This window comes from Bacillus sp. HU-1818, from assembly GCF_022695965.1.
Lineage (GTDB): Bacteria > Bacillota > Bacilli > Bacillales > Bacillaceae > Bacillus > Bacillus atrophaeus.
This window is the reverse complement of sequence record NZ_JAAPBE010000002.1, coordinates 617,955-640,360: the sequence shown is the minus strand read 5'-3', so window position 1 is coordinate 640,360 and position 22,406 is coordinate 617,955. Positions and strand designations below refer to the sequence as shown.

General features: G+C 45.6%; 21 protein-coding genes and 2 pseudogenes. 5 read left to right on the top strand and 18 right to left on the bottom strand.

Features of this window, described 5'->3' with window-relative positions; all coding sequences use genetic code 11:
- Window positions 1–143: 143 nt before the first annotated feature.
- The 12 genes and pseudogenes from GXP75_RS08555 to GXP75_RS08500 form a co-directional block, all read right to left on the bottom strand.
- Window positions 144–1,913, bottom strand: coding sequence for an ABC transporter ATP-binding protein (locus GXP75_RS08555; protein ID WP_242556589.1), 1,770 nt, complete (start codon window positions 1,911–1,913; stop codon window positions 144–146).
- A 218-nt stretch (window positions 1,914–2,131) separates the two neighbouring features.
- Window positions 2,132–2,419: a hypothetical protein gene (locus tag GXP75_RS08550; protein ID WP_242556588.1), complete on the bottom strand. Its 288-nt coding sequence runs from the start codon at window positions 2,417–2,419 to the stop codon at window positions 2,132–2,134.
- Between the two features lie 299 nt (window positions 2,420–2,718).
- Entirely contained in the window at window positions 2,719–3,228 is a 510-nt protein-coding gene (locus tag GXP75_RS08545) for a GNAT family N-acetyltransferase (protein ID WP_396022449.1), read from the bottom strand.
- A 351-nt stretch (window positions 3,229–3,579) separates the two neighbouring features.
- Window positions 3,580–3,786: pseudogene (locus GXP75_RS08540) on the bottom strand (DUF6792 domain-containing protein); the annotation flags it as partial.
- A 35-nt stretch (window positions 3,787–3,821) separates the two neighbouring features.
- Window positions 3,822–4,448, bottom strand: coding sequence for a bifunctional phosphoribosyl-AMP cyclohydrolase/phosphoribosyl-ATP diphosphatase HisIE (gene hisIE, locus GXP75_RS08535; RefSeq protein WP_242556587.1), 627 nt, complete (start codon window positions 4,446–4,448; stop codon window positions 3,822–3,824).
- A complete protein-coding gene (gene hisF / locus GXP75_RS08530) occupies window positions 4,445–5,203 on the bottom strand; it encodes an imidazole glycerol phosphate synthase subunit HisF (RefSeq protein ID WP_242556586.1) in 759 nt (252 codons plus the stop codon). Before hisF ends, hisIE begins: the two co-directional genes overlap by 4 nt.
- Complete coding sequence (gene hisA, locus GXP75_RS08525; protein WP_242556585.1) at window positions 5,200–5,937, bottom strand: 1-(5-phosphoribosyl)-5-[(5-phosphoribosylamino)methylideneamino]imidazole-4-carboxamide isomerase; 738 nt, start codon at window positions 5,935–5,937, stop codon at window positions 5,200–5,202. The genes hisF and hisA overlap by 4 nt, the downstream gene beginning before the upstream one ends.
- The gene (gene hisH / locus GXP75_RS08520) at window positions 5,934–6,572 is read right to left on the bottom strand and encodes an imidazole glycerol phosphate synthase subunit HisH (protein WP_242556584.1); all 639 of its coding nucleotides are present in this window, start codon (window positions 6,570–6,572) and stop codon (window positions 5,934–5,936) included. The genes hisA and hisH overlap by 4 nt, the downstream gene beginning before the upstream one ends.
- Window positions 6,573–7,157, bottom strand: a complete 585-nt coding sequence (gene hisB / locus GXP75_RS08515; protein WP_242556583.1) for an imidazoleglycerol-phosphate dehydratase HisB — start codon at window positions 7,155–7,157, stop codon at window positions 6,573–6,575. It lies immediately after the preceding gene.
- On the bottom strand, window positions 7,154–8,437 hold the full coding sequence (gene hisD, locus GXP75_RS08510; protein ID WP_242556582.1) for a histidinol dehydrogenase: 1,284 nt from the start codon (window positions 8,435–8,437) through the stop codon (window positions 7,154–7,156). Before hisD ends, hisB begins: the two co-directional genes overlap by 4 nt.
- Window positions 8,434–9,075 (bottom strand): ATP phosphoribosyltransferase, encoded by a 642-nt coding sequence (hisG, locus tag GXP75_RS08505; RefSeq protein ID WP_214916378.1) that lies wholly within the window; start codon window positions 9,073–9,075, stop codon window positions 8,434–8,436. The genes hisD and hisG overlap by 4 nt, the downstream gene beginning before the upstream one ends.
- A complete protein-coding gene (locus GXP75_RS08500) occupies window positions 9,068–10,243 on the bottom strand; it encodes an ATP phosphoribosyltransferase regulatory subunit (RefSeq protein ID WP_242556757.1) in 1,176 nt (391 codons plus the stop codon). Before GXP75_RS08500 ends, hisG begins: the two co-directional genes overlap by 8 nt.
- 257 nt (window positions 10,244–10,500) lie before the next feature.
- On the opposite strand from GXP75_RS08500, the gene GXP75_RS08495 reads away from it, so the two are divergent.
- Together GXP75_RS08495 and GXP75_RS08490 are read left to right on the top strand one after the other, a co-directional pair.
- Complete coding sequence (locus tag GXP75_RS08495) at window positions 10,501–11,217, top strand: C39 family peptidase (protein WP_242556581.1); 717 nt, start codon at window positions 10,501–10,503, stop codon at window positions 11,215–11,217.
- A gap of 211 nt (window positions 11,218–11,428) precedes the next feature.
- A pseudogene (locus GXP75_RS08490) lies at window positions 11,429–11,788 on the top strand (pectate lyase); the annotation flags it as partial.
- A gap of 19 nt (window positions 11,789–11,807) precedes the next feature.
- Here GXP75_RS08490 and GXP75_RS08485 read toward each other — a convergent pair.
- From GXP75_RS08485 to hprK, 5 genes are read right to left on the bottom strand one after another with little or no spacing between them, the layout of a single operon-like run.
- Window positions 11,808–12,326 carry an acyltransferase gene (locus tag GXP75_RS08485; protein WP_242556580.1) on the bottom strand — a complete coding sequence of 173 codons (519 nt, stop codon included), beginning with the start codon at window positions 12,324–12,326 and terminating at the stop codon, window positions 11,808–11,810.
- Between the two features lie 3 nt (window positions 12,327–12,329).
- Window positions 12,330–12,983, bottom strand: coding sequence for a pyrophosphatase PpaX (gene ppaX / locus GXP75_RS08480; protein WP_214916374.1), 654 nt, complete (start codon window positions 12,981–12,983; stop codon window positions 12,330–12,332).
- Complete coding sequence (locus tag GXP75_RS08475; RefSeq protein ID WP_061570781.1) at window positions 12,980–13,918, bottom strand: nucleoside recognition domain-containing protein; 939 nt, start codon at window positions 13,916–13,918, stop codon at window positions 12,980–12,982. Before GXP75_RS08475 ends, ppaX begins: the two co-directional genes overlap by 4 nt.
- Before the next feature lie 23 nt (window positions 13,919–13,941).
- The gene (gene lgt, locus GXP75_RS08470; RefSeq protein WP_242556579.1) at window positions 13,942–14,751 is read right to left on the bottom strand and encodes a prolipoprotein diacylglyceryl transferase; all 810 of its coding nucleotides are present in this window, start codon (window positions 14,749–14,751) and stop codon (window positions 13,942–13,944) included.
- An 11-nt stretch (window positions 14,752–14,762) separates the two neighbouring features.
- A complete protein-coding gene (gene hprK / locus GXP75_RS08465; protein ID WP_061570783.1) occupies window positions 14,763–15,695 on the bottom strand; it encodes an HPr(Ser) kinase/phosphatase in 933 nt (310 codons plus the stop codon).
- A gap of 190 nt (window positions 15,696–15,885) precedes the next feature.
- Between hprK and nagA the strand changes: the two genes are divergently transcribed.
- The 3 genes from nagA to GXP75_RS08450 are packed head-to-tail and all read left to right on the top strand — an operon-like array spanning window position 15,886 to window position 18,546.
- Window positions 15,886–17,073: an N-acetylglucosamine-6-phosphate deacetylase gene (gene nagA / locus GXP75_RS08460; protein ID WP_214916369.1), complete on the top strand. Its 1,188-nt coding sequence runs from the start codon at window positions 15,886–15,888 to the stop codon at window positions 17,071–17,073.
- Window positions 17,073–17,801 (top strand): glucosamine-6-phosphate deaminase, encoded by a 729-nt coding sequence (gene nagB / locus GXP75_RS08455; RefSeq protein ID WP_242556578.1) that lies wholly within the window; start codon window positions 17,073–17,075, stop codon window positions 17,799–17,801. The genes nagA and nagB overlap by 1 nt, the downstream gene beginning before the upstream one ends.
- Before the next feature lie 13 nt (window positions 17,802–17,814).
- Window positions 17,815–18,546: a GntR family transcriptional regulator gene (locus GXP75_RS08450; RefSeq protein WP_003326764.1), complete on the top strand. Its 732-nt coding sequence runs from the start codon at window positions 17,815–17,817 to the stop codon at window positions 18,544–18,546.
- A gap of 14 nt (window positions 18,547–18,560) precedes the next feature.
- Here GXP75_RS08450 and GXP75_RS08445 read toward each other — a convergent pair whose 3' ends face one another.
- On the bottom strand, window positions 18,561–22,379 hold the full coding sequence (locus GXP75_RS08445) for a metallophosphoesterase (protein WP_242556756.1): 3,819 nt from the start codon (window positions 22,377–22,379) through the stop codon (window positions 18,561–18,563).
- Between the last annotated feature and the right edge of the window lie 27 nt (window positions 22,380–22,406).

Sequence of the window (22,406 nt, the reverse complement as noted above, 5' to 3'; positions counted from 1 at the left end):
ATAAATCCCGAGCGCCTCAATAGATGAAAAGGAAGGATTGGGAAAATTCATTCGTTTTTTTCTGGCTGAATCGACCAAATTTTAGATTGGATGCCGCTTTTCACATGAAAGCTGGAATCAAAATAACTGCCTTATTCTGTCTGTCAAACGGCTTTGTTTTCCAGGTCGGCATTCATCTTCAGCTGCTGCTCGGCAAAGTCGCGGTACAGGTCATGAGAGTCCATTAATTCATGGTGTGTTCCCCGGCCCGTAATTTCACCCTGTTCGATAAATAGCAGCTGATCTGCATCCACTACGGTTGATAAGCGGTGAGCGATGACGATGGTTGTGCGGCCCGCCATCAGTACATCAAGCGCCTGCTGCACTGATTTCTCAGACTGGCTGTCAAGGCTTGAAGTCGCTTCATCAAGCATCAGTATACTCGGATCACGAAGAAGCGCTCTGGCAATTGCGATTCTCTGCCGCTGTCCGCCTGACAGCATGATGCCGCGTTCACCGACTTCTGTATCAATCATATCCGGCAGCTCTTTAATAAAATTGAGAGCATATGCCATTTCCGCGGCTTTTTCGATTTCAGCGTCGGTCACTTCACGTTCTAAACCGTAGCAAATATTGTCGCGGATTGTTCCGGACATTAACGGGCTTTCTTGCGATACATACCCGATCTGCTGCCTCCATGATTCAAGCGAATAGCTGTCAATCGGATCATCTCCAAGTCTGATTGTACCTTCCGTCGGGTCGTAAAAACGTTCAAGCAATTTAAACAATGTGGTTTTTCCTCCGCCGCTCGGTCCGACAATCGCTGTTACTTTGCCGGCTTCAATTGTGGCGCTGATATTTTTCAGTATGAGCTGGTCTTGTTTATAGCCAAATGATATATCCTCTAACCGAATCGGCTGGTGGGCATTCTCGATTTGTTTTCCCGTCACGGTATCTTCTTCTTTCTCCGCCAAAATTTCAATCATACGATCTGTTGCTCCGATTGATTTTTGAAGTTGTGTAAAGAAAGCCGTAATCTGCCCCATCGGCATAATGATTTGAAACAAATATAAAATAAAGGCAACGAGCGATCCGGCGGTTAACTCGCCTGACGACACCTGCATGCCGCCATAGCCGATAACGGCAACAAGTGCGGCCATTAAGACAAGAGTGATAAGCGGGCCGACAAGCGACTGTACCTTTGCTTCACGGAGGCCCAGCCGGAATAACGACGAAATTCCCGCTTTTCCCCGTCTGTACTCCACATCTTCTGCATTCGAGGATTTGACAAGGCGGATCTCAGGTAAAATCTGATTCAGCAAACCGGTAAACCGGGCCGTTTCGTCTTGTGTTTCACGAGAAATGGTAAACATCTTGCGTCCGATCGGCACCAAAATAAGAGCTGCCAGCGGAACCACAATTAAAACGAGCAATGTCAGCTTCCAGTTCATAATAAATAAAATGGTGATAGAACCGATGACGGAAATGATTCCTGTAATAAAGCCGCTGATGTGATTTGTGATCAGTTCCTTTACGACCATGGTGTCATTTGTCACCCGGCTGATCGTTTCTCCTGACGCTTTTGTGTCAAAGTAGGACACAGGGAGCTTAATTAATTTTTTCCATAATAAATCGCGAAGTCCGGAAATGATTTTTTGGCCGCTGTAGTTCAGGGCATATGTGGCATACGCGCTTAGCCCGGCCTGAATGACAAAGACAAGTACGATGAGGCCGATTTGCCCTCCTGATAATGAAGACATCGAAAAGCCGTCGACAAGCTGCTTTGTCAATAGAGGGATAAGCAGGCTGACCAGCGTGGTGACGATACTGAGTGTGAGGGCAAATGCTAATTTTCCGTACGATGGCTTTGTCTTTTTCACCAGTGTAAAAAATGCGCTGAATTTTCCTTTTTGCGTTGGCTGTTTATTTGACATATGGTTTCCTCCTGTTTCTCATACCTAGACTATACGTGGCGAGGACGGAATATAAACAAATCATAAATTGAATGATTTGTTAATTTCATAAGTATAAAGAACTGCTTACTAGATCATATCAATTCAGCAAAATTTTTTCAGCTTCTTTTTGTTATTCAACCCAATATAAACAGAAAAATCTCCTACCCGGTATTCGAATAGGAGAATGTGAAGCTGTTCTAAAAGCCCTTTTCAGGCTTCTTTTTTTTATAATAAAGCGTCACATCTTGCACTCTTAGCTCTTCAATAATGCTTTTATAAAGACTCACTTTATTGATATTTTCTTCTTTTATAGTTTTAAGTGCAGATTGCCGTTTTTCGCTTTTTGAATCAATTTCTTCTTTGATTTTGTCAATAATCAGCCCTTTTTGCCCCTTGATTTCATCCTTTAATGAGGATTCAAATTGCTTTGTCAGGTGCAGGATATCATTGATCGCTTCATTAATCCGGCTTGCTTTGTCCTTCATTGGATCACTGGTTAAAAAATGATATGTCGTTGATATAACGATAAGGGTAAACAGTTAGAAGATATTCTCAAAAAAATGCACGTACCCGTGACCATAACCGTGACTGATAATGAAAATGAAGTAGCTGTAAATGCTGGACAAGTATTGATACAACTGCAGAAAGGCATGAACGAGCAAAAGAAATTTAATCAGTTATTGGTTGTACGATTGACCAACAACAGGAATACATAAACAACAAACAAGAAGAACGTGATCAGAAACTTATGGAATCATTACAAACCTTACAAGAAGAAGGAAAACTAAAATATATTCCTAATATCTTCCCAACCATACACAAGTTCGGAAAATTTTTTCCCTGAAATCTCAACTTCAACAGTATCTATTTTTTTACCACCAAGTGATTCATAAAATAGACGAGAAATATTATCTTTCAAGACAAGAACAAGCATAGAGTTTAATCCTATTTTTTTAATTTCATCAATTATTGGTTTAACAAGTGCTTTTCCAATGCCATTGCCCTGATACTCTTTTAAAATGTATATTGCATATAACTCCCCTTCGAACCCATTGTAATCCCCGCTTCTTTCTATACCACCAGAAGAAAAACCAATAATTTCCCCTTCCTTGTTTTCTGCTACATATACCCCGCCATTAGGAATGTTGTTTTTCCATAACTGTTCTCTGCTTTCGTATGTTAAATTATTCAAATATTGGTCTGAAACTATATTCTTATATGTAGTTTTCCAACAATCAACGTGTACTTTAGCTATTCCTTTTGCATCAGATAAAACAGCTTTTCTAATGTTCATATTCCCATTGTTCATTAATTCCTCTCCCCTTCCTCGCATTGAATTTTACCACAAAATATCCATTTAACCTTTAACTAAACTGCCCCGTTAGTTGAAGATAATGGTGACCAATAAACAATTACAGGCATGACTATGACTGAGGGAATCCCTTGATAAATCTAGAATTATAGACATATGATGAAAGAATGGCTTATGTTATAGATGTAGCAAACAGGTATACCCGACGCCACAATCAGGAGATACATACGAATTCATGGAAACCATTTGCAAATCAGGAAAAGGAGAAAAAGCTATTTGATTGCTAGTGAATCCCTTTCAACTATTAAAACGATCAGGAAATATCTGTTCCCGAAAATTGTATGGCCAATCCGCATTATCAACACTGCCTTCTGAGATAATCTGAAGTTGACCAATATGCTGTTCTTTATCCTTTATATAAATAGCTGTTCCATCATAACCTGAATGTTTTATAGAATTGTCTTTATTTTGCTGAAGAAGCTCTTTAGATGTATAGATCTCTATATCTTGCGAAAGATCTAGATGTGTTTCTTCTTTAAAAAAAGAAGCTGCAACCAAACGTTGCAGCTCCTTTTTTATTCAGACTCCGAATGGCGTTTCTGCAAAACCTCGAGCACATCATCCAGCGGGAGTGATTGTTCACGCAGAAGAACGAGCAGGTGATACAGCAAGTCAGCCGCTTCCCATTTCAATTCTTCGTGATCCCGGTTTTTGGCTGCGATGATAACTTCGGATGCTTCTTCTCCTATTTTTTTTAATATTTTATCAACACCCTCACGGAAGAGGTATGTTGTATACGCTCCCTCAGGCATTTCCGCTTCACGTTCCGCGATGACGCGCTCCAGTTCATTGAGAATGCTGAAACGGCCGCCTGTCTTTTCCTCGGCTTGCTCAGAAGTGAAGCAACTGTAGCTTCCTTTATGGCACGCCGGGCCGCCCGGCTCCACAAGCACAATAAGGGCGTCCTGATCGCAGTCATAGCGAATGCCCTTTACAGCTTGTGTATGTCCGGACGTCTCTCCCTTGTGCCATAATTCTTGGCGTGATCGGCTGTAGAACCATGTTTCTTTCGTTTCCAATGTTTTTTCGTAGGATTCTTGGTTCATATACGCCAGCGTCAGAATTTCCTTGCTTGCGGCATCCTGCACAATGGCAGGGATGAGTCCATTCTCGTTAAATGTTAATTCATCTGCCCGTTTCATCTCACATTCACCCCGTGCTCTTTAATGTAGGCTTTGACTTCTTTGATAGATGTTTCTTTGTAGTGAAAAATAGATGCGGCAAGCGCGGCGTCCGCTTCTCCTTTTGTAAAGGCGTCAAGCATATGCTTTGCGTTTCCAGCTCCGCCCGAGGCGATGACAGGAACAGGCACGGCTTGTGAGACCAGCTTTGTCAGCCTGTGATCAAAGCCTTTTTTCTCGCCGTCTGAATCCATGCTTGTAAGGAGAATTTCACCCGCTCCCCGTTTGACTGCTTCCTTCGCCCAAGCGGTCACTTCCCAGTCTGTTTTCTTTCGGCCGCCATGTGTGTACACCTTATACGTATTTGATTCCGGGTCATACTTGGCGTCAATGGCAAGGACGATGCATTGCGAGCCGAAAAATTCCGCTCCTTCGGTGATCAGCTCAGGGCGAAGAACAGCCGCCGTATTCACTGACACCTTATCCGCTCCGGCACGGAGGATGGTTGTCATATCACTTAATTGATTGATGCCGCCGCCGACCGTGAAAGGAATCGCAAGCTTTGAGGCTACACTTTCCACGACATCAACCATTGTTTTCCGTCCTTCATGTGAGGCAGATATATCAAGGAAAACCAGCTCATCGGCGCCTTCCTTGTCATACGCCTCAGCTAGCTCCACCGGATCACCTGCATCTTTTAGCCCCAAAAATTGAATCCCTTTTACAACGCGCCCCTCTTTGACATCAAGGCATGGAATAATCCGTTTCGTAATCATTTGCCCTTCACCCTTTCAAGCGCTTCCGCTAACGTAAACTGCTTGGTATAAAGCGCTTTTCCGATAATCGCACCAGATACGCCGTCTGCCTGGCAGCGGGAGAGCGCTTCGAGATCTTGGACTGAGCTGACTCCGCCTGAGGCGATAACTGTCTTTCCTGTTTCTTTTGCCAGTTCAACCGTGCTGTCTATATTCGGTCCTTGGAGCATGCCATCTGTCGCGATATCGGTAAAAATGAATACTTCCGCTCCTTCATTCGCCAGCTCCTTCCCCAGTTCAGTCGCTTTCACGCTTGACGTTTCAAGCCAGCCTTCGGTAGATACTAATCCATTTCTCGCATCAAGTCCGATGGCAATCAGATGCCCATATTCTTTGAGCATTTGTTTGACGAATGGCGGGTTCGAGACAGCTGAGCTTCCGAGGATGACACGGTCCACTCCTTTGGATAAATAATCATACACATCCGCTTCTGAACGGATGCCGCCGCCGATTTCGACTTTCAGATCAAGTTTTTGCGCGATCTCTATTACGTGGCGGTCATTCACTTTCTTTCCTTCTTTCGCACCGTCAAGGTCAACGAGATGAATCCATTCTGCACCTTCCTTTGCAAACAGGGATGCCATATTGAAGGGCGAATCTCCATAAATCGTTTCCTGATTGTAATCACCTTGGACGAGCCGTACACATTTGCCGTTTCTCATGTCGATTGCAGGATATAATGTAAAAGAGCTCATTTCTTCACCTTCTGTTCCGCAGCCATTTTCGTAAATTGAACCAATATAGACATTCCGACCGTGCTGCTTTTTTCAGGATGGAACTGGGTGCCGTAGACATTGTTTTTGCCGACGACCGCGGGGACGCAGATGCCGTAATCAGCGCTCGCTAATAATGCTTCATCTTCCACTCCGCTCATATAGAAGGAATGCACGAAATAGACGCAGCCTTCCTCAACACCTGATAATAGCGGCGATTCTTGGTGAAAGGTAAGGCGGTTCCATCCCATATGAGGAACCTTCAGGCGATTTCCTTCCGCATCAGAGTTGTTCAGCCGCACCGCTTTTCCCTTCAATAAAGCAAGACCGGCAGTCGCCTCCCGTTCATTACTTTCTTCAAATAAAAGCTGCATTCCGAGGCAGATGCCGAGGAGAAGCTTCCCTTCACGAACAGCTTCGTGAATAAATTCATCAAGCTTTGTTTTTCGGAGGATGCCCATTGCATCCCGGAAAGAGCCGACTCCGGGCAAAATATACGCGTCCGCTTTTCTCAGCTCTTCCGTCTTGTCAGAAACAAGGTACGGCACGCCGACACGTTCCAGCGCCTTTGACACGCTGTATAAATTGCCCATTCCGTAATCTATCACGCCGATCATTTACAGCATCCCTTTCGTCGATGGAATCCCTTTGACACGGGGATCTATCGTTGTCGCTTCATCAAGCGCCCGTCCCAATGCCTTAAAAACGGCTTCAATCATGTGATGGGTGTTCGTTCCATAATGAACGATGACGTGCAGGTTCATCCGCGCTTCAAGCGCAAGCTTCCATAAGAATTCATGCACCAGCTCTGTATCGAAGGTTCTCACCTTCGCCGCAGGGAAATCAGCGCGCATTTCCAAGTGCGGGCGGTTGCTCAAATCCACAACCACTTGCGCAAGCGCCTCATCCATCGGTACAAAAGCGGAGCCGTAGCGTTTGATTCCTTTTTTATCGCCCAGTGATTCGAGCAAAGCCTGCCCCAGACAAATGCCGATATCCTCCGTCGTATGGTGATCATCAATATCCACGTCGCCTTTTGCGTTGATTGACAGGTCGAACTGGCCATGCTTTGTGAATAAGTCAAGCATATGCGTCATAAACGGCACATCCGTTTTGATATCTGACTGCCCTTCTCCATCTATTCCGAAAATCAGCTCAATATCCGTTTCATTTGTTTTTCTGGCGCGTTCCGCTTTTCTCATTTTGAATTCCTCCGTCCTCTCGCTTCAATTGATCTGGCGTGCGCTTCAAGCCCTTCCAGTCTGGCAAAAGCCGCGACGCTCTCAGCCTGTTCTTCAAATGCTTTTTGGCTATATGAAATAATGCTGGATTTCTTTTGAAAATCCGTCACATTCAACGGGCTTGAAAATCTGGCTGTTCCATTGGTCGGAAGGACATGGTTCGGTCCCGCGAAATAGTCGCCGACCGGCTCAGGGCTGTACCGTCCTAAGAAAATCGCCCCGGCGTGTTTGATGCCGCCAATCAAGGCTTCCGGAGATTTTGTGATGATTTCCAAATGCTCCGGCGCCAGTGCGTTGACTGCCTCAACAGCTTCATCCATTGATTCCGCCACATAAATATGACCGTACTCTCTTATTGACGCCTCTGCTATCGCTTTTCGCGGAAGAGTGTCAAGCTGCTCGTTCACTTCCGATTGAACGGCTTGTGCAAGCGCTGCGGAATCTGTGACAAGCACAGCTGAACTGAGTTTGTCATGTTCAGCCTGAGACAGCAGATCTGCAGCGATCTCTTTTGGGACGGCCGTATCATCGGCCAACACGACAATCTCACTCGGTCCGGCAATCATATCAATATCCACGTCACCGAACACCTCTCGCTTTGCCAACGCGACATATATATTTCCAGGGCCAGTGATTTTATCTACTGATTCGATGGTTTCGGTACCGTATGCAAGCGCGGCAATGGCCTGAGCGCCGCCCATTTTGTAAATTTCCTTTATACCAAGTTCACTTGCAGCTGCCAAAACACCCGGAGAAAGCTGCCCGTCTTTTCCCGGAGGTGTAACGAGTACAATTCGGTCAACACCAGCCGTAAGCGCGGGAATCACATTCATCAGTACCGATGACGGATAAGCTGCTGTTCCGCCCGGGACGTAAACACCCGCTGAATCAAGCGCCGTTATTTTCTGCCCCAGCATTGTTCCGTCTTTCTTGTGATAAAACCAAGAAGACTGAAGCTGTCGTTCGTGATATTCTTGAATATTTCTAATCGCCTGCCGAATCACCTGTAAAAGCCGATCGTCCAGTAAGCTGTATGCTTGTTTAATCTCCTCTTCTGTGACACGTGTATCATCGAGACTGATGCCGTCAAATTTTTCTGTATAAGCTTTGACCGCTTGATCCCCTTGTCTTTTGACATCTTCAATAATGGAACGCACGGTTTTTCTTTGTTCTTCTGTTCCGGCGTCAATGGAGCGCTTTAAGGAAAAACGATCGCCGCTGCTGATGGTTGTGATCTTCATTTTGCCGTTTCTCCTTCCACAACAAGTGACAGCCGGGACGCCATTTCATCAATCACAGTATCTTTCATGCGATAGCTTACGGGATTGACGATAAAGCGCGACGTAATGTCACATATATGCTCTGTTTCGATAAGTCCGTTTTCTTTCAATGTTTGGCCTGTTGACACGATATCCACAATTCTGTCTGCCAAGCCGATTAAAGGGGCGAGTTCAATAGACCCGTTCAGCTTAATGATTTCAACCTGCTCTCCCTGTTCTCTGAAATAGCTGGATGCGACATTCGGATATTTCGTGGCAATTCTAGGCGCGACACCGCTCCAATCTGCATTAGGAAGTCCGGCAACGGCGAGATGGCATTTGCTGATATTTAAATCGAGCACTTCGTATACGTCTCGTTCTTCCTCCAGCATGACATCTTTTCCTGCAATGCCGACATCAGCCACTCCATGCTCTACGTATGTCGTCACATCCATCGGCTTTGCCAGAATGAAACGCAGGTTTTCCACAGGAACATCAATAATCAGCTTTCTTGACTCTTCAAATTCTCTCGGCAGCTTATATCCCGCTTGCCGCAGCAAGCCTGCCGCTTCTTCAAATATCCGGCCTTTCGGCATCGCCATTGTGAGAACCTTACCCATTTTGCTCTTCCTTTCTTGCACCGATAAAGTATGTGACGTTAGCAAATACTTTCGTCATTTGATCAATATTTTCGATTCCTAATAAATCCTGAAGCACGATTTTTCTTCCTTTCAAACGCTCTTCTTCGGCAAAAGCAATCGCCTGCGCCCTCTGTTCCTTGCTGAAAATTACCGCGTCCATTTCGCTTGGTTCGTCTTTGATATGCAGCGCTTCTATCATTCGGTCGATTCGAAGGCCGAAGCCTGTAGCCGGCGCGGGTGAATCAAAGTGTCCCAAAAGCTTGTTGTAGCGTCCGCCGCTTCCGATGACAAAGCCGACATTTTCCGCATAGACCTCAAACAAAATGCCTGTGTAGTAGCTCATATGGCTTACCATATTCAAGTCAAACCGGACGTTTTCGGTACAGCCGTAATCTTCGAGAATATCCCAAAGCGCCTTCAGTTCATCCACTACGCTTTTCCCTTGGGCGGAGCCGACAATTTCCTCTGCCCTAGCGCAAATTTCTGATCCGCCCCGCAGTTTCAACAGCTCCAGCAGCCTGCTTTTATCTATTGAAGAAAGCGGAAGTGATTTGACATGCTCTCTATAGCCGACATAATTCTTTTCATATAAGAACCGCCGCAATACGTCCGCCCGCTCTGCATTGCCAAGCACCTCGACAAACAGCGCGTCCGCGAGCCCCGCGTGTCCGATCGCAATTTTAAAGGAAACAAGCCCCGTATTTTTCAATGCGCCGACCACCAGTGCGATCACTTCGGCATCCGCACTCGTCGTCCCGTCACCGATCAATTCCACACCGACCTGTTCGAATTCCGCGGGACGCCCGCCTTCCCGTTCCTGTGCACGGAATACATTTGCCGCATATCCGACTCTGAGCGGATGATCCTGCTTATGGAGCTTGGATGCCGCCACTCTCGCAATCGGTCCCGTCATATCAGGCCGAAGCACAAGCGTTTTGCCGTCTTGATCCAGCAGTTTAAATAGCTGCTGCTCTTCGATCGCAGACTGAACGCCAACCGTATCGTAAAATTCAAGCGTCGGCGTTTCCATAAATTGATAACCCCATTTTTCAATGATTTCAGTTAACGAGGAGCGTACCTTTTTTTTCGTTTCATATAATCCAGGTAATGTATCTCTCATGCCGTGCGGTTTTTCAAACATAAACATCAATCCGTGCACCTCCGAGTTTGATTGAAGGAAAATTCCGAATCCTTTAGTTCGCTAATATGATAATATGCTAACAGATAAAAGAATGAAAATCAATAACAAGCTTTTTGTCTCATCACACCCATTTTTTTACCCTCTCTGCAAATATGAAAAATTGATGAACAAATCATTAAAGTCCATGAACATGTCTTATTGCGAAAAGTTTGCATGCTATAATACAAACAAGCATTTTAGATAGGAAGAGACAGGAGAGTAAGATGAAAACACTGCGAACTTTATTTGTGCTCATATTGATTTCTGCCGCGTTATTTGTCGGCTTTAAAATGTATACACAAGATATAACGATCCCTTTTTTGAATCACGATAAAAGCAAAACGCTGACACTAAAAGGCAGCGCCTCTCCGCTTGATGTTGTGCTTTATAATCAAATGGATTCGCCAAAGCTCTATAACGGCTGTGAGGTAACTAGCCTTGCCATGGTGTTACATTACGCGGGCTACAACGTGTCAAAAAACACGCTGGCCGAGAATATCCCAACCGTTCCTCTGACTTACAACAGCGGTTTGAAAGGGGATCCTAATGAAGGTTTTGTCGGTGATATGGAAAACGGCCCCGGTCTCGGCGTATACCACGAACCGATCTACAAGCTTGCCAAAAAATACGCTGGCAGCGATGTAAAAGATTTAACAGGCCAAAATATAAAAGCGGTTTACCGTGAGCTGGAGCAGGGACGTCCTGTCTGGGTCATTACCACATCTAAATTCGCTCCGGTTGATAATATTGAGACGTGGAAAACTTCAAACGGCAATGTGGATATCACATACAGCGTCCATAGCGTCGCAGTGACCGGATATGATGAGGATTATGTATATGTAAACGATCCGTACGGCCATAAAAACAGAAAAACAGACAGGAAGAATTTCGAGAAAGCTTGGAAGCAAATGGGCAGTCAGGCGATCGCCATTGAGAACTAGGCAAAAAGCGCGGAGATTCCGCGCTTTTTTTGCTCTGGGCTTTTCTCAATTTAGAACAGAACAATGCGTGAATCTACTTTTTATTATAAATTTTAGAATTATGATACAAAGAATATTCTGATAAAAAATAAAAAATGTGTCGGTGTATGTAAATGACTGACTGTCTTAATCTCTATTTTGAAGGTTAATGGGTATATATAGTCCGAAATGCAAGTGGGAAGATGTCGGTGAAGATGCATTGACGGTGAAAAAAGAAGGAAAAGTAACGATTGACGGCGGTTCCGCCCAAAAAGCATCCGATAAAATTTTTCAAATCAATAAAGCCAGCACCTTTACAGTGAAGAATTTCACAGCGGACAATGGAGGAAAATTCATTCGCCAGCTCGGCGGCTCCACATTCCATACTGATGTCATCATTGACAGATGCACCATCACAAATATGAAGGAAGCGATTTTCCGAACTGACAGTAAAACAAGTACTGTCACAATGACAAATACACGCTATTCCAATGTCGGCCAGAAATGGATCGGCGTTCAGCATGTAACTGAAAAAAATAATACTTCATTTTAAAGGAAAGCCCGCCGATTTCTTAATCAGCGGGCTTTTTCATTCGATCTTGCATTTCTTCCTTGGTATAAATGATCTTCATCGGATTTCCGCCGACAAAGGCACCCGCGGGGACATCTTTATGGACCAGAGTGCCTGCTGACACAATGGCGCTGTTTCCGATTTCCACACCGGGTAAAATCGTGGTGTTTGCTCCGATCATAACTTCATCCCCGATAGATACGTGTCCGATTCGGTATTCTTTGATTAAATACTCATGAGCCAAAATGGTCGTATTATAGCCGATGATCGTATTGGTTCCGATGGAGATTTTCTCAGGAAACATAATGTCAGGCATTACCATCAGCGCAAAGGATGTCTGTTTTCCAATCTTCATCCGTAAACATGTACGGTACAGCCAGTTTTTCATTCCTATAAACGGTGTATATCTTGCTGTCTGGATGACAATGAAATTCTTCACGACCTTAAAAAAAGGAACCGTTTGGTAAACATGCCAAAGCGAATTGGCACCTGATACCGGATGACGATCAGTTTTTCTCACAGATTACTTCACTCCAACGATTTGTAATAGATCACTCATTTTTTCGAGCATGTAATCAGGCTGATGCTTTGCAAGCTCTTCCGCCCCTTTAATCGTCCAAGCGACTCCGGCCGTAGCCGTGCCCGCGTTTTTGCCGGCCAGTACGTCGTGGTAATTATCGCCGACCATGATGGCTTCACCCGGTTTGCTGCCGATCTGCTCGAGCGCTAAAAGAACGGGTTCCGGATCGGGTTTTGGCATTTTGACATCATCCATTGTAACGATGACCTCAAAAAATTGGCCGAGATTTGTCAGCTTAAGACCCATATTGACAGTATCTCTAATTTTCGTCGTCACAATCCCCAGTTTATACCCCGCTTTTTTCAGTTCTTCAAGCGTCTCATAGACCGTCTCATACTTAGTTACAAGCGTATCATGCTTCTCATGGTTAAAGGCTCTGTACATTTGTATCATTTCATCACATTTTTCAGCATCCATACGCGAAAATGTTTCGAAAAGAGACGGGCCGATAAAGGCAAGCACATCCTCACGTGTAAAACGCTCCGGATAATAGTGGTCAAGCGTATGAAGAAATGACGCGATAATCAATTCGTTCGTATTAATAAGAGTACCGTCTAAATCAAACAAAATGGTCGTTACTTGTTTAGTTTCAGTCATACAGCTTCCTTTCCAACCATTGTTGGTTTCAGTTTTTTCCACGTATAAGCAATGGCCATTGTCAATAAGATAGCGGTGGTGACACGTATGAGAAGCAGCGGCCATACCGGTATGCCGAGCGGAATAAAGACGAGCGTGTCTTCGACGACCGCATGGCAGGCAACGAGGAAAATAAACGCGAGCGTCATATCCCTCCTGCTCACACCGTCATCCTCGACCGCTTTAATCATCACACCCGCTCCGTAGGCAAGACCGATTGTCAGCCCTGCAACCATTGTCATTGACGTGTTTTTATTCATCCCGAGCATTTGCGTAAACGGAGACAGCCACTTCGAAAAAGTGTTCAGCCAGCCCAAATCTCTCATAAACTGAATCACAATCATCAGCGGAATAACAATCGCAGCCAGCTGCAAGACGCCAAGCCCGGCTTTTGTCAACGCTTCCGTAAACATGGCGAGCCAGCCGTCAGGCGCTTCACTCTTTGGAGCGATGAAACCATATTGCGCTGTTTTCTGTCCGCCGTGCCACACCAGATGAATGATAACGGCCGAAACTGCCGCCAATCCGATACGAACAGCCAATATCACGCCTATTTTGATGCCGACCTTGGCGGCGACTGTCGATTCTATAATTAAGTTATGACAAAATGAAAGCATTACAGCCAATATAAAGACTTCTTTGACTGATAAATCAAGGGTTAGAATCCCCGCAATTCCGGCATACAGATTCAGCATATTGCCGAGAACGAGCGGAATCGCCGCTTCGCCGGAAAGGCCGAATAATCCCATAACCGGTGAGATCAGCTTAATCAGCCAATCCATTACCGGCGTATGCTGCAGCAGAGTAACAAGCAGCGTCACCGGGAAAATGATTTTTCCAAGTGTCCACGTCGTCTGAAGCCCTGCCGCCAGGCCATCCCGAAAGATTTTCTTCATCCCCATCTCCCCTTTGAAATCGTCTACTCAGCGTATCTTTGCGCTGAATAACCCTTAACCCGTCTGACGATGACCACAACGATTGCCAATACGATCAGAACAATCGAAATCACCTGCGCCATCCGCAGCGTATCAGTCAGCATTAAGCTGTCAGTCCGCATTCCTTCGATAAAGAAACGGCCGATTGAGTACCAAATGATATAACCTAAAAACAGCTCGCCCCTCCGCAGATTCGCCCGGCGGAGCCATAACAGAATGATCACACCGACAAAGCTCCATAATGACTCATATAAAAAAGTAGGATGATAATATTGCCCGTTTATGTACATCTGGTTAATAATAAAGTCCGGCAAATGCAGACTTTCTAAAAATCCCCTGGTCACAGATCCTCCGTGCGCTTCCTGATTGACAAAGTTGCCCCAGCGGCCGATCGCCTGACCGAGCAAAATGCTTGGCGCTGCAATATCAGCAAGCTTCCAGAAAGAGAGATTCTTCACTCTTGAAAATACATACCCTGTCACAATCGCACCGATCAGACCGCCGTGAATCGCGATGCCGCCATTCCAGATCTGAATGATCTCCCCCGGGTGCTCAGAATAATAATCCCATTCAAAGATGACATAATATGCCCGCGCGCACAGAATTGCAATCGGAATCGCAAACAGGACGAGATCAATGAAGGTATCTTTCTGCAAACCTCGTTTTTCACTTTCCTTTATCGCTATCCATAAGCCCAATAGTGCGCCTATTCCAATGATAATCCCATACCAATGAACGGCAAAAGGCCCCAGTTCAAAAGCAATTGGATTCAGTGGTTTTATCGCTTCATTCATATTGCCAACTCCTATTCGTCTTGTTCGCCGTCTTCAATGACATCCGCCAGCTTGCTTGTGAATTGCTCAGCTGCGTTCAGGCCCATCCGCTTCAATCGGAAGTTCATGGCGGCCACTTCAATGATGACAGCCAAGTTTCTGCCGGGGCGTACTGGAATCGTCAGTTTTGTAATGTCTGTATCAATAATTTTCATCGTTTCTTCTTCCAGGCCGAGACGGTCATATTGTTTCCCCTGCTCCCAAAGCTCAAGATTCATCACGATTGTAATTCTCTTATTGCTTCTGACGGCGCCGGCTCCAAACAGTGTCATCACATTAATAATGCCAAGCCCTCTGATTTCAAGCAAATGCTCAATTAAATCAGGCGCGTTGCCGACAAGTGTATCCTGATCTTCCTGTCTGATTTCCACACAGTCATCCGCAACAAGGCGGTGGCCTCTTTTCACAAGCTCCAAGGCTGTTTCGCTTTTCCCTACGCCGCTTTTGCCAGTAATCAGCACGCCGACGCCATATATATCAACCAGCACACCGTGAATCGCCGTGGTAGGCGCAAGCTTGCTTTCAAGAAAGTTTGTCAGTCTGCTTGACAGCCTTGTCGTTTTCAGCGGTGACCTGAGCACCGGCACTCCGTTTGTTTCGGACGCCTCTATGAGTTCAGGCGGAATCTGCATATCTCTCGAAAGGATAATAGCAGGCGTCACATCCGTGCATAGTGAATTCATTCTCTGTTTTTTCTCCTCTTGAGGCAGCTGTTCAAAGAAAGAAAGCTCTGTTTTTCCCAACAGCTGCACCCGTTCCCTCGGGTAATATGTAAAATATCCCGCAATTTCAATGCCGGGTCTTGATAAATCGCTCATCGTAATCGGACGGTTAATACCTTCTTCACCGCTGATTAGTTCTAAATTGAACTGTTCCATCACATCTTTTGTACGAACTTTTGCCACGATATGTTCCTCCTGTTCCGGGCTGACCCAAGCTTGCTCACAATATATTTCATTTTATCACTTTCAAGTATGAACCTAAAACACAATTTATAAAAGACAAGGAAAACAAGGTGAGCAGTGGTCTAGATAACTAGTCTTAAAAGGGGTAGAATAAAAGGTAACAACAGTTTCCTGAAAGGCGGGATGAACGATGGAAGAAAGTCTCCTCATCAGCAATGTTCATATTGTCACGGAGAATGCCATCATTAAAAACGGTTTTGTCGGGATCAGACAAGGAATCATTACTTCCGTGTCAAAAGAAAAACCTGCTGAACCTTATGATAACGAAATGCACGCGCCGGAAGAATCATTCATGCTCCCCGGGATGATTGATATTCACATTCACGGCGGGTATGGCGCTGATACAATGGACGCAAGCTTTTCTGCTCTCCGCACATTGTCCGCGCGTCTTCCTGAGGAAGGGACGACAAGCTTTTTAGCCACAACCATTACCCAAAACCATGAGCAAATTGAACAAGCACTGCTCAATGCGAAGGAATGGAAGGCTGCCGAAGGTTCCTCGGCGCCAGGCGCAGATATGCTCGGGATTCATTTAGAAGGCCCCTTCGTCTCCCCGAAAAGAGCGGGAGCGCAGCCGAAAAAATGGATCAGACCGGCTGACATTACACTCTTTCAGAAGTGGCAGCATCTGGCAGACGGTTTGATTAAAGTCGTGACGCTTGCGCCTGAAGAAGATAAGGACTTTGAACTGATTCGTTATCTAAAAGAACAATCCATCATCCCTTCAATGGGACATACCGATGCGGACTCAGAACTCCTATTAAAAGCCGCTGAAGCAGGAGTTCAGCATATCACTCACTTATATAATGCAATGAGCCCGTTTCATCACCGCGAGCCGGGAGTTATGGGCACCGCGCTTACACATGACGGGTTTTTCACAGAGCTGATCACTGACGGCATTCATTCCCACCCGTTAGCCGCAAAGCTGGCGTTCTTGGCGAAGGGCAGCAAAAAGCTTCTGATGATCACTGATTCGATGCGCGCGAAAGGACTTGAAGACGGTGAATATGATTTCGGCGGCCAAAATGTGACCGTCAGGGACAAAACAGCTCTTCTTTCTGACGGGACGCTTGCCGGATCTATTTTAAAGATGAACGAAGGCGCCGGACATATGCGGAGGTTTACAAACTGCACATGGATGGATATAGCGAATATGACATCTGCAAATGCGGCAAAGCAGCTCGGTCTTTTTCACCGAAAAGGCAGCGTTGCAATAGGCAAAGACGCCGACGCAGTGATATTGAACAGCAAATGCGAAGTGCTCTTGACCATTTGCCGCGGAGAAATCGCTTTTCAATCAAAGGAGGCTGACTGGTAATGAATATATTCGAATGTCATTCTTATGAAGATCTAAGCAGAAAGGCTGCCGACATTTTAGCGGAAACAGTGCGCCAAAAGCCGGACGCCGTCCTCGGACTGGCAACTGGCGGAACACCGGAGGGCGTGTACCGTGAGCTGGTTCGGCTTCATAAAACAGAGGGTCTTTCCTTTAAAAACATTACAACGATTAATCTGGATGAGTACGCCGGAATTTCTTCAGAGGATCCAAACAGCTATCATCATTATATGAATACTCATTTGTTTCAGCATATCGACAGCGAAAAAAGCAGGCATTTTCTTCCTAATGGGAAAGCCGAGGACGTTGAAGCTGAGTGCGAACGATATGACAGACTTATTGAATCGCTCGGAGGCGCGGACATTCAGCTTCTCGGCATCGGGCAAAATGGCCATATCGGATTTAATGAACCGGGAACATCATTCAAATCACACACCCATTCCGTGGAGCTGAACGAACAGACAAGGCAGGCAAACGCGCGATATTTTCCTTCCATTGATGACGTACCGAAAAAAGCGATCACGATGGGCATTGAAACAATCTTGTCCAGCAAGCGCATCGTCTTAATCGCTTCAGGAAAAAGCAAAGCCGCCGCTGTAAAAACGCTTTTAGACGGCAAAATCAGTGAAGAGTGTCCTGCATCAGCGCTGCATTTACATCCTCATGTCTCAGTCTTGATTGATAAAGAAGCCGCTTCACTAAGACATTGAAAGGATCTGACACATGCACATTGATAAACAATCTCCCATTCCGATTTATTATCAGATTATGGAACAATTAAAGAGCCAAATTAAAAACGGAGAGCTTCAGCCGGATGCGCCGCTGCCTTCTGAACGCGAGTATTCCGAACAATTCGGCATCAGCAGAATGACGGTGCGGCAAGCTCTGTCAAACCTTGTGAATGAAGGCTTTCTATACCGGCAAAAGGGACGCGGAACCTTTGTCAGCAGGCCGAAAATGGAACAAACGCTCCAAGGGCTGACAAGCTTTACCGAAGATATGAAAAGCCGCGGAATGGTGCCGAGCAGCAAGCTTGTTGACTATGAGCTTATTGATTCTACAGCGGAACTGGCCGGCATATTGGATTGCGAACACCCGTCCAAAATCCACAAAGTCATTCGCGTCCGGCTCGCAAATGATATTCCGATGGCGATTGAAGCTTCCTACATTCCGTTTGACATGGCCGGTGAGTTACATGACTCACATTTCCAAACATCCATTTATGAACACATCGAACAATATAACAGCTCGCCGATTTCTCATGCCAAGCAAGAGCTTGAACCGAGCGCGGCAACTCAGGAAGAGGCAAAATTGCTGGAAATCAAGAAGGGGGCGCCCGTTCTCCTGATCAAAAGAACCACCTACCTGCAAAGCGGGATTGCCTTCGAGCATGTAAAATCAATATACCGGGGCGATCGCTATACATTTGTGCATTATATGGACCGGCTTAAATAAAAACATCTCCAATCCTAAGGATTGGAGACATGCCTGAAATCAAACTGATCGGGAGCCGGGCGCTGTTTTGCTTTCTTCGTAGCCAATTTCCAGATCGGTGATTTTGTTTTGCCGTTATATGCATCTTCAACGATTGTGTACCAGTAATATATGGAATCCGGCTGAAGATTCTCCCACTCGAATTCTGCCGTATCTCCGCTTTTCACCTTCTCTTTTTTACCGAGAAGACTGTCAGTATACACATTTAATTCAAAGTAATCGGTTTCTACCTTTTTCGTTCGCGGCTTCAGCTTCATTCCAATAGAGAATTCATCCTTATCGCCGTATGTTTCGGAGTCATAATAATTCTGGTCATCCAGATACGGAGAATAGGTTGATACATGCACTTGATCATTCGCTTGATCAAATTGCATGATCCGTACATACCCCTGTCCTCCCTCAGGCCCTCCTTGATAATCAGCCAGCATTTGATGGACAAGGCGGTCAGGCTTACCGTCCCCGTCATCATCAAGGGCATCCGTTTTTCTCATGGCGCTATGGTAATGGCCGCTTAACACTGCGACAACGTTTCGATTCGGTTTGACTACGTTTTTGAAAATTTTCTCTCCGATCGGGCTTCTGTTTCCGCTCACCAGCAAATATTCATGGAAAGAGAGAATCGCCGTACGGTCGGGATATTTTTTCAATACTTGATTGAACCAGGCAATATCTTCATCTGTGATACCCCAGCCCATATACAACATAATAAAATCGTTGCCGTTGCTCGATATTAGATCGTAATGGCCGCGATTATTTTTATACGATTCACCATAGTGCAGCTTTCCTTCAAAGCGATGGCTGCCGAAATATTTGCCAAAGGCTTTATAAGATCCGTCTTTATGGCCGACATCGTGATTTCCCGCTAATACGCCATACGGAATGCCGCTGTCATCCAGCACACGCATCGACCTGTCGGCGTTTTTCCATTGCTTTTCCTGTGCGGAATCATCAACAATATCTCCTGTATGGAAGACATATTTAATATTGAGCTTCTTTTGATTATTTTTGATCCATGCCGTTTGCTTATCAAAAATGTGCGGATAGCTTTCCGCGTAATATTGCGTATCCGACATCCAGACAAAGGTGTACATATCCTTTGGCGCCGGGATTTCATCCTGTACAATCACATTCATTTTCTCATGTCTGACATAATCGGCGGCAGTTACAGAAGCCTTTAGGGTAAATTGTTTTTTGTCTTTTGCAACAAAGCTGTCTATCGCCTGCCATTGAAGCATCCGGTAATTCCAAGCATACATGGTCACTTTTCTTCCCGGCAATGAGCTTCCCTTCCAGACTGCTTCTGTCACATCATTTCCGTCAATTGACGGATCAACCTCCACTTCAAACCGATGATAAGGAAATAGGTTCTGGTGTTCAGTTTGTATCGTCTTTCCGTCAGCAGCTGAAATCTGTTCCATCTCTCTATTTGTAAGCAGCGACTCATTTGGCGGTATAAAGCTTTTAGGCGGTTCAGTCAGTGAAGCATGTGTAAAGACTTTCATGCTGCCGCGGTCACGCGCCGTATATTGAAAGCCCTGATAAAAGGAAATATCCATGTCGTCCTTTGTCGGATCTTTTACCCGTACAGAAACACGCGATTTATCTTTGCCGGCTTTACTTTCCACGAGTTCCGGCTGCTCCGGATGCTCTTTTTCTGTGGTGAACGTGCGCTCTGTCACCGACTCATTCCCCGCCAAATCAACGGCTGTTATTTTCAGCACGTGTTTTCCGGGAGCAAGCTCCGAACTCGATGTATGGTAAGGCAGCGTAATATCTTCATTATCAAGTGAAGCCTTTACCTCTTCAATCTTGCTCCACTTATCATAAATATCGGCTTGAAGAACGACGTTTCCTTTGTAGGTTTGTCCGCCGGTAATGTTCGGCTTAATTGCCGGTCCTGTATTATCCACCCGTACCGTCAGATTGAGCTCTTCCTTACCGTCGGAGGCTGCGATAAGATGGGCTCCTTCAGACAGCTTTGCCGTGTCCAGCTCAAGCAAGCGCGACGTAAACAGCTCGTCCGGGAGATGAAAATGAAACTGCCTGCTTTTATCTGCGCGCTGATTATCCCCGATAAACAGTTCCTTATTCGGTAAAATCGTTGAATCCCTGATGACGGTACCATCTGATAAAACCAATCGGACGTTTTTCACCAAGAAATCATCGCGGTTTTCTGCCGTATCGAACGGGGATACCTTTGATCCCGATCGAATCGTGATGCGCTGCTGCTGTTTTCCTTTTTGCAGGAGCGGCTCCGGCAGCGGAACGGAATATGTCCGGTATCGGTGAGTGGTGTCATCAAAAATTTTCAGCACCTTGTCTCCCATTATCACAGCATTTTTAAAATAGAGATTCGTTTTACGGGTGTCAAACGCAAAATACGCCTCCTTTTCCATTGACGGCTCTGTCTTTTGTTCTTTTCCGTCAATCCACAGCTTTATTCTGTCCTTTCGTTCATCAGACGTTGCCTTCAGATATTGAATCCCAGATAATGTATCGCGATTTTCAAGATTCACCCTAAGTCCGTGCGACTTGCTTGTTTGCTTGATATCAACCATTTTGACCGGTGTTTTTGCTTCATTCGTCCCGTCACCCGCGGCCACGTAATACTCAAGCTGGTCCTTTCCAATCAGTTCCGGGGAATAAACGATATAATGATACAAATTGTCGTTGCGGTCTTTTTCAGCAAGAATGCGCTTGAACGGCTTTGTCTCATCCGTCCGATAATAAAAGGCCGCCGTTTTGACAAGGCTGCGGTCGTGTATATCAGCCCGTAATTCAATGCTTTCAGCAGGACGGACAGGCTTGCGGTCGGTTAAATCCTCGATGACCGGCTTTTCTTTGTCGGGCATTGTTGTCCGTTTTTGCTCCGGCACCTGCGCCCGCAACACCGAACCCGGCGCAGGCTTTTTCTCTCCGGTTGAGATATTCAGCAGCTCCGTTGTGCCGTTGAGCGGGTATTTGTAAAGCACCGATGACAGCCGCTGTAAGACATTTTTTCGATAATGCGCTACTGCTATATCTTTTCCCGTATTGGTTGATATGGCAACCGCGCGCGGCCGGGAATTGGCCATCCCTTCTGTGCCTTCGATAACAGTCAGGTTTTTTCCTTCAATCAACGACGTACGATAGTACTGATTAAAATCAGCCGCCGTTAATTCAGCACTTGCTTGATTTTTCAGCCAAAAAACATGCGAGCCGCCTGATGGGATGATAATGTGTTCATTTTCAGGCTTCCATATCAAGTCTGATTCAGGACCTTCCTTCGGGTAGCGGTACCGAATATTGTAATCTTTAAAATCAATGGACCTGTCAGTCGTGTTATAAATTTCAATAAACTCAAAACCATCGGCTCCCCCGGCGTTTTTCGTATCAATGGCAAGCTCTGTGATCAATAGCTCCGGAATATGGTCCAGATCAGCCCGATAGCCCTCAAGTTTCAGCTTCTTTGTGTCCGTTTCCACCTGCTGTTTTCCATTGGAGAGCACGATATAATATTCGATCTCGCTATTCCATATAGACCGCTTCGGAATCCGCGCGACAAATTGCCGCAAAGCCCCGGGACCGGCATCCATCGGCACCATCTTATAGCCCAGTTCATTACTTTGTTTATAAAACAGAAAGGCAGAAAAAGCTTGATACTCAGGGTCACGCACTTGAGCCTGAATGAGCAGGTTTTCCTTCATTTCAGACTTCACTTCAATTTGAGGAGGGTTTTCAAGCAGCGGTATGTAATGTGGCGTTTGGACAGATTCCTGTTTCAGAATAGGAAAAGAAGGTCCATTATTTTTCATTGGCAAAAAACCTTCGGCGCTCACAGC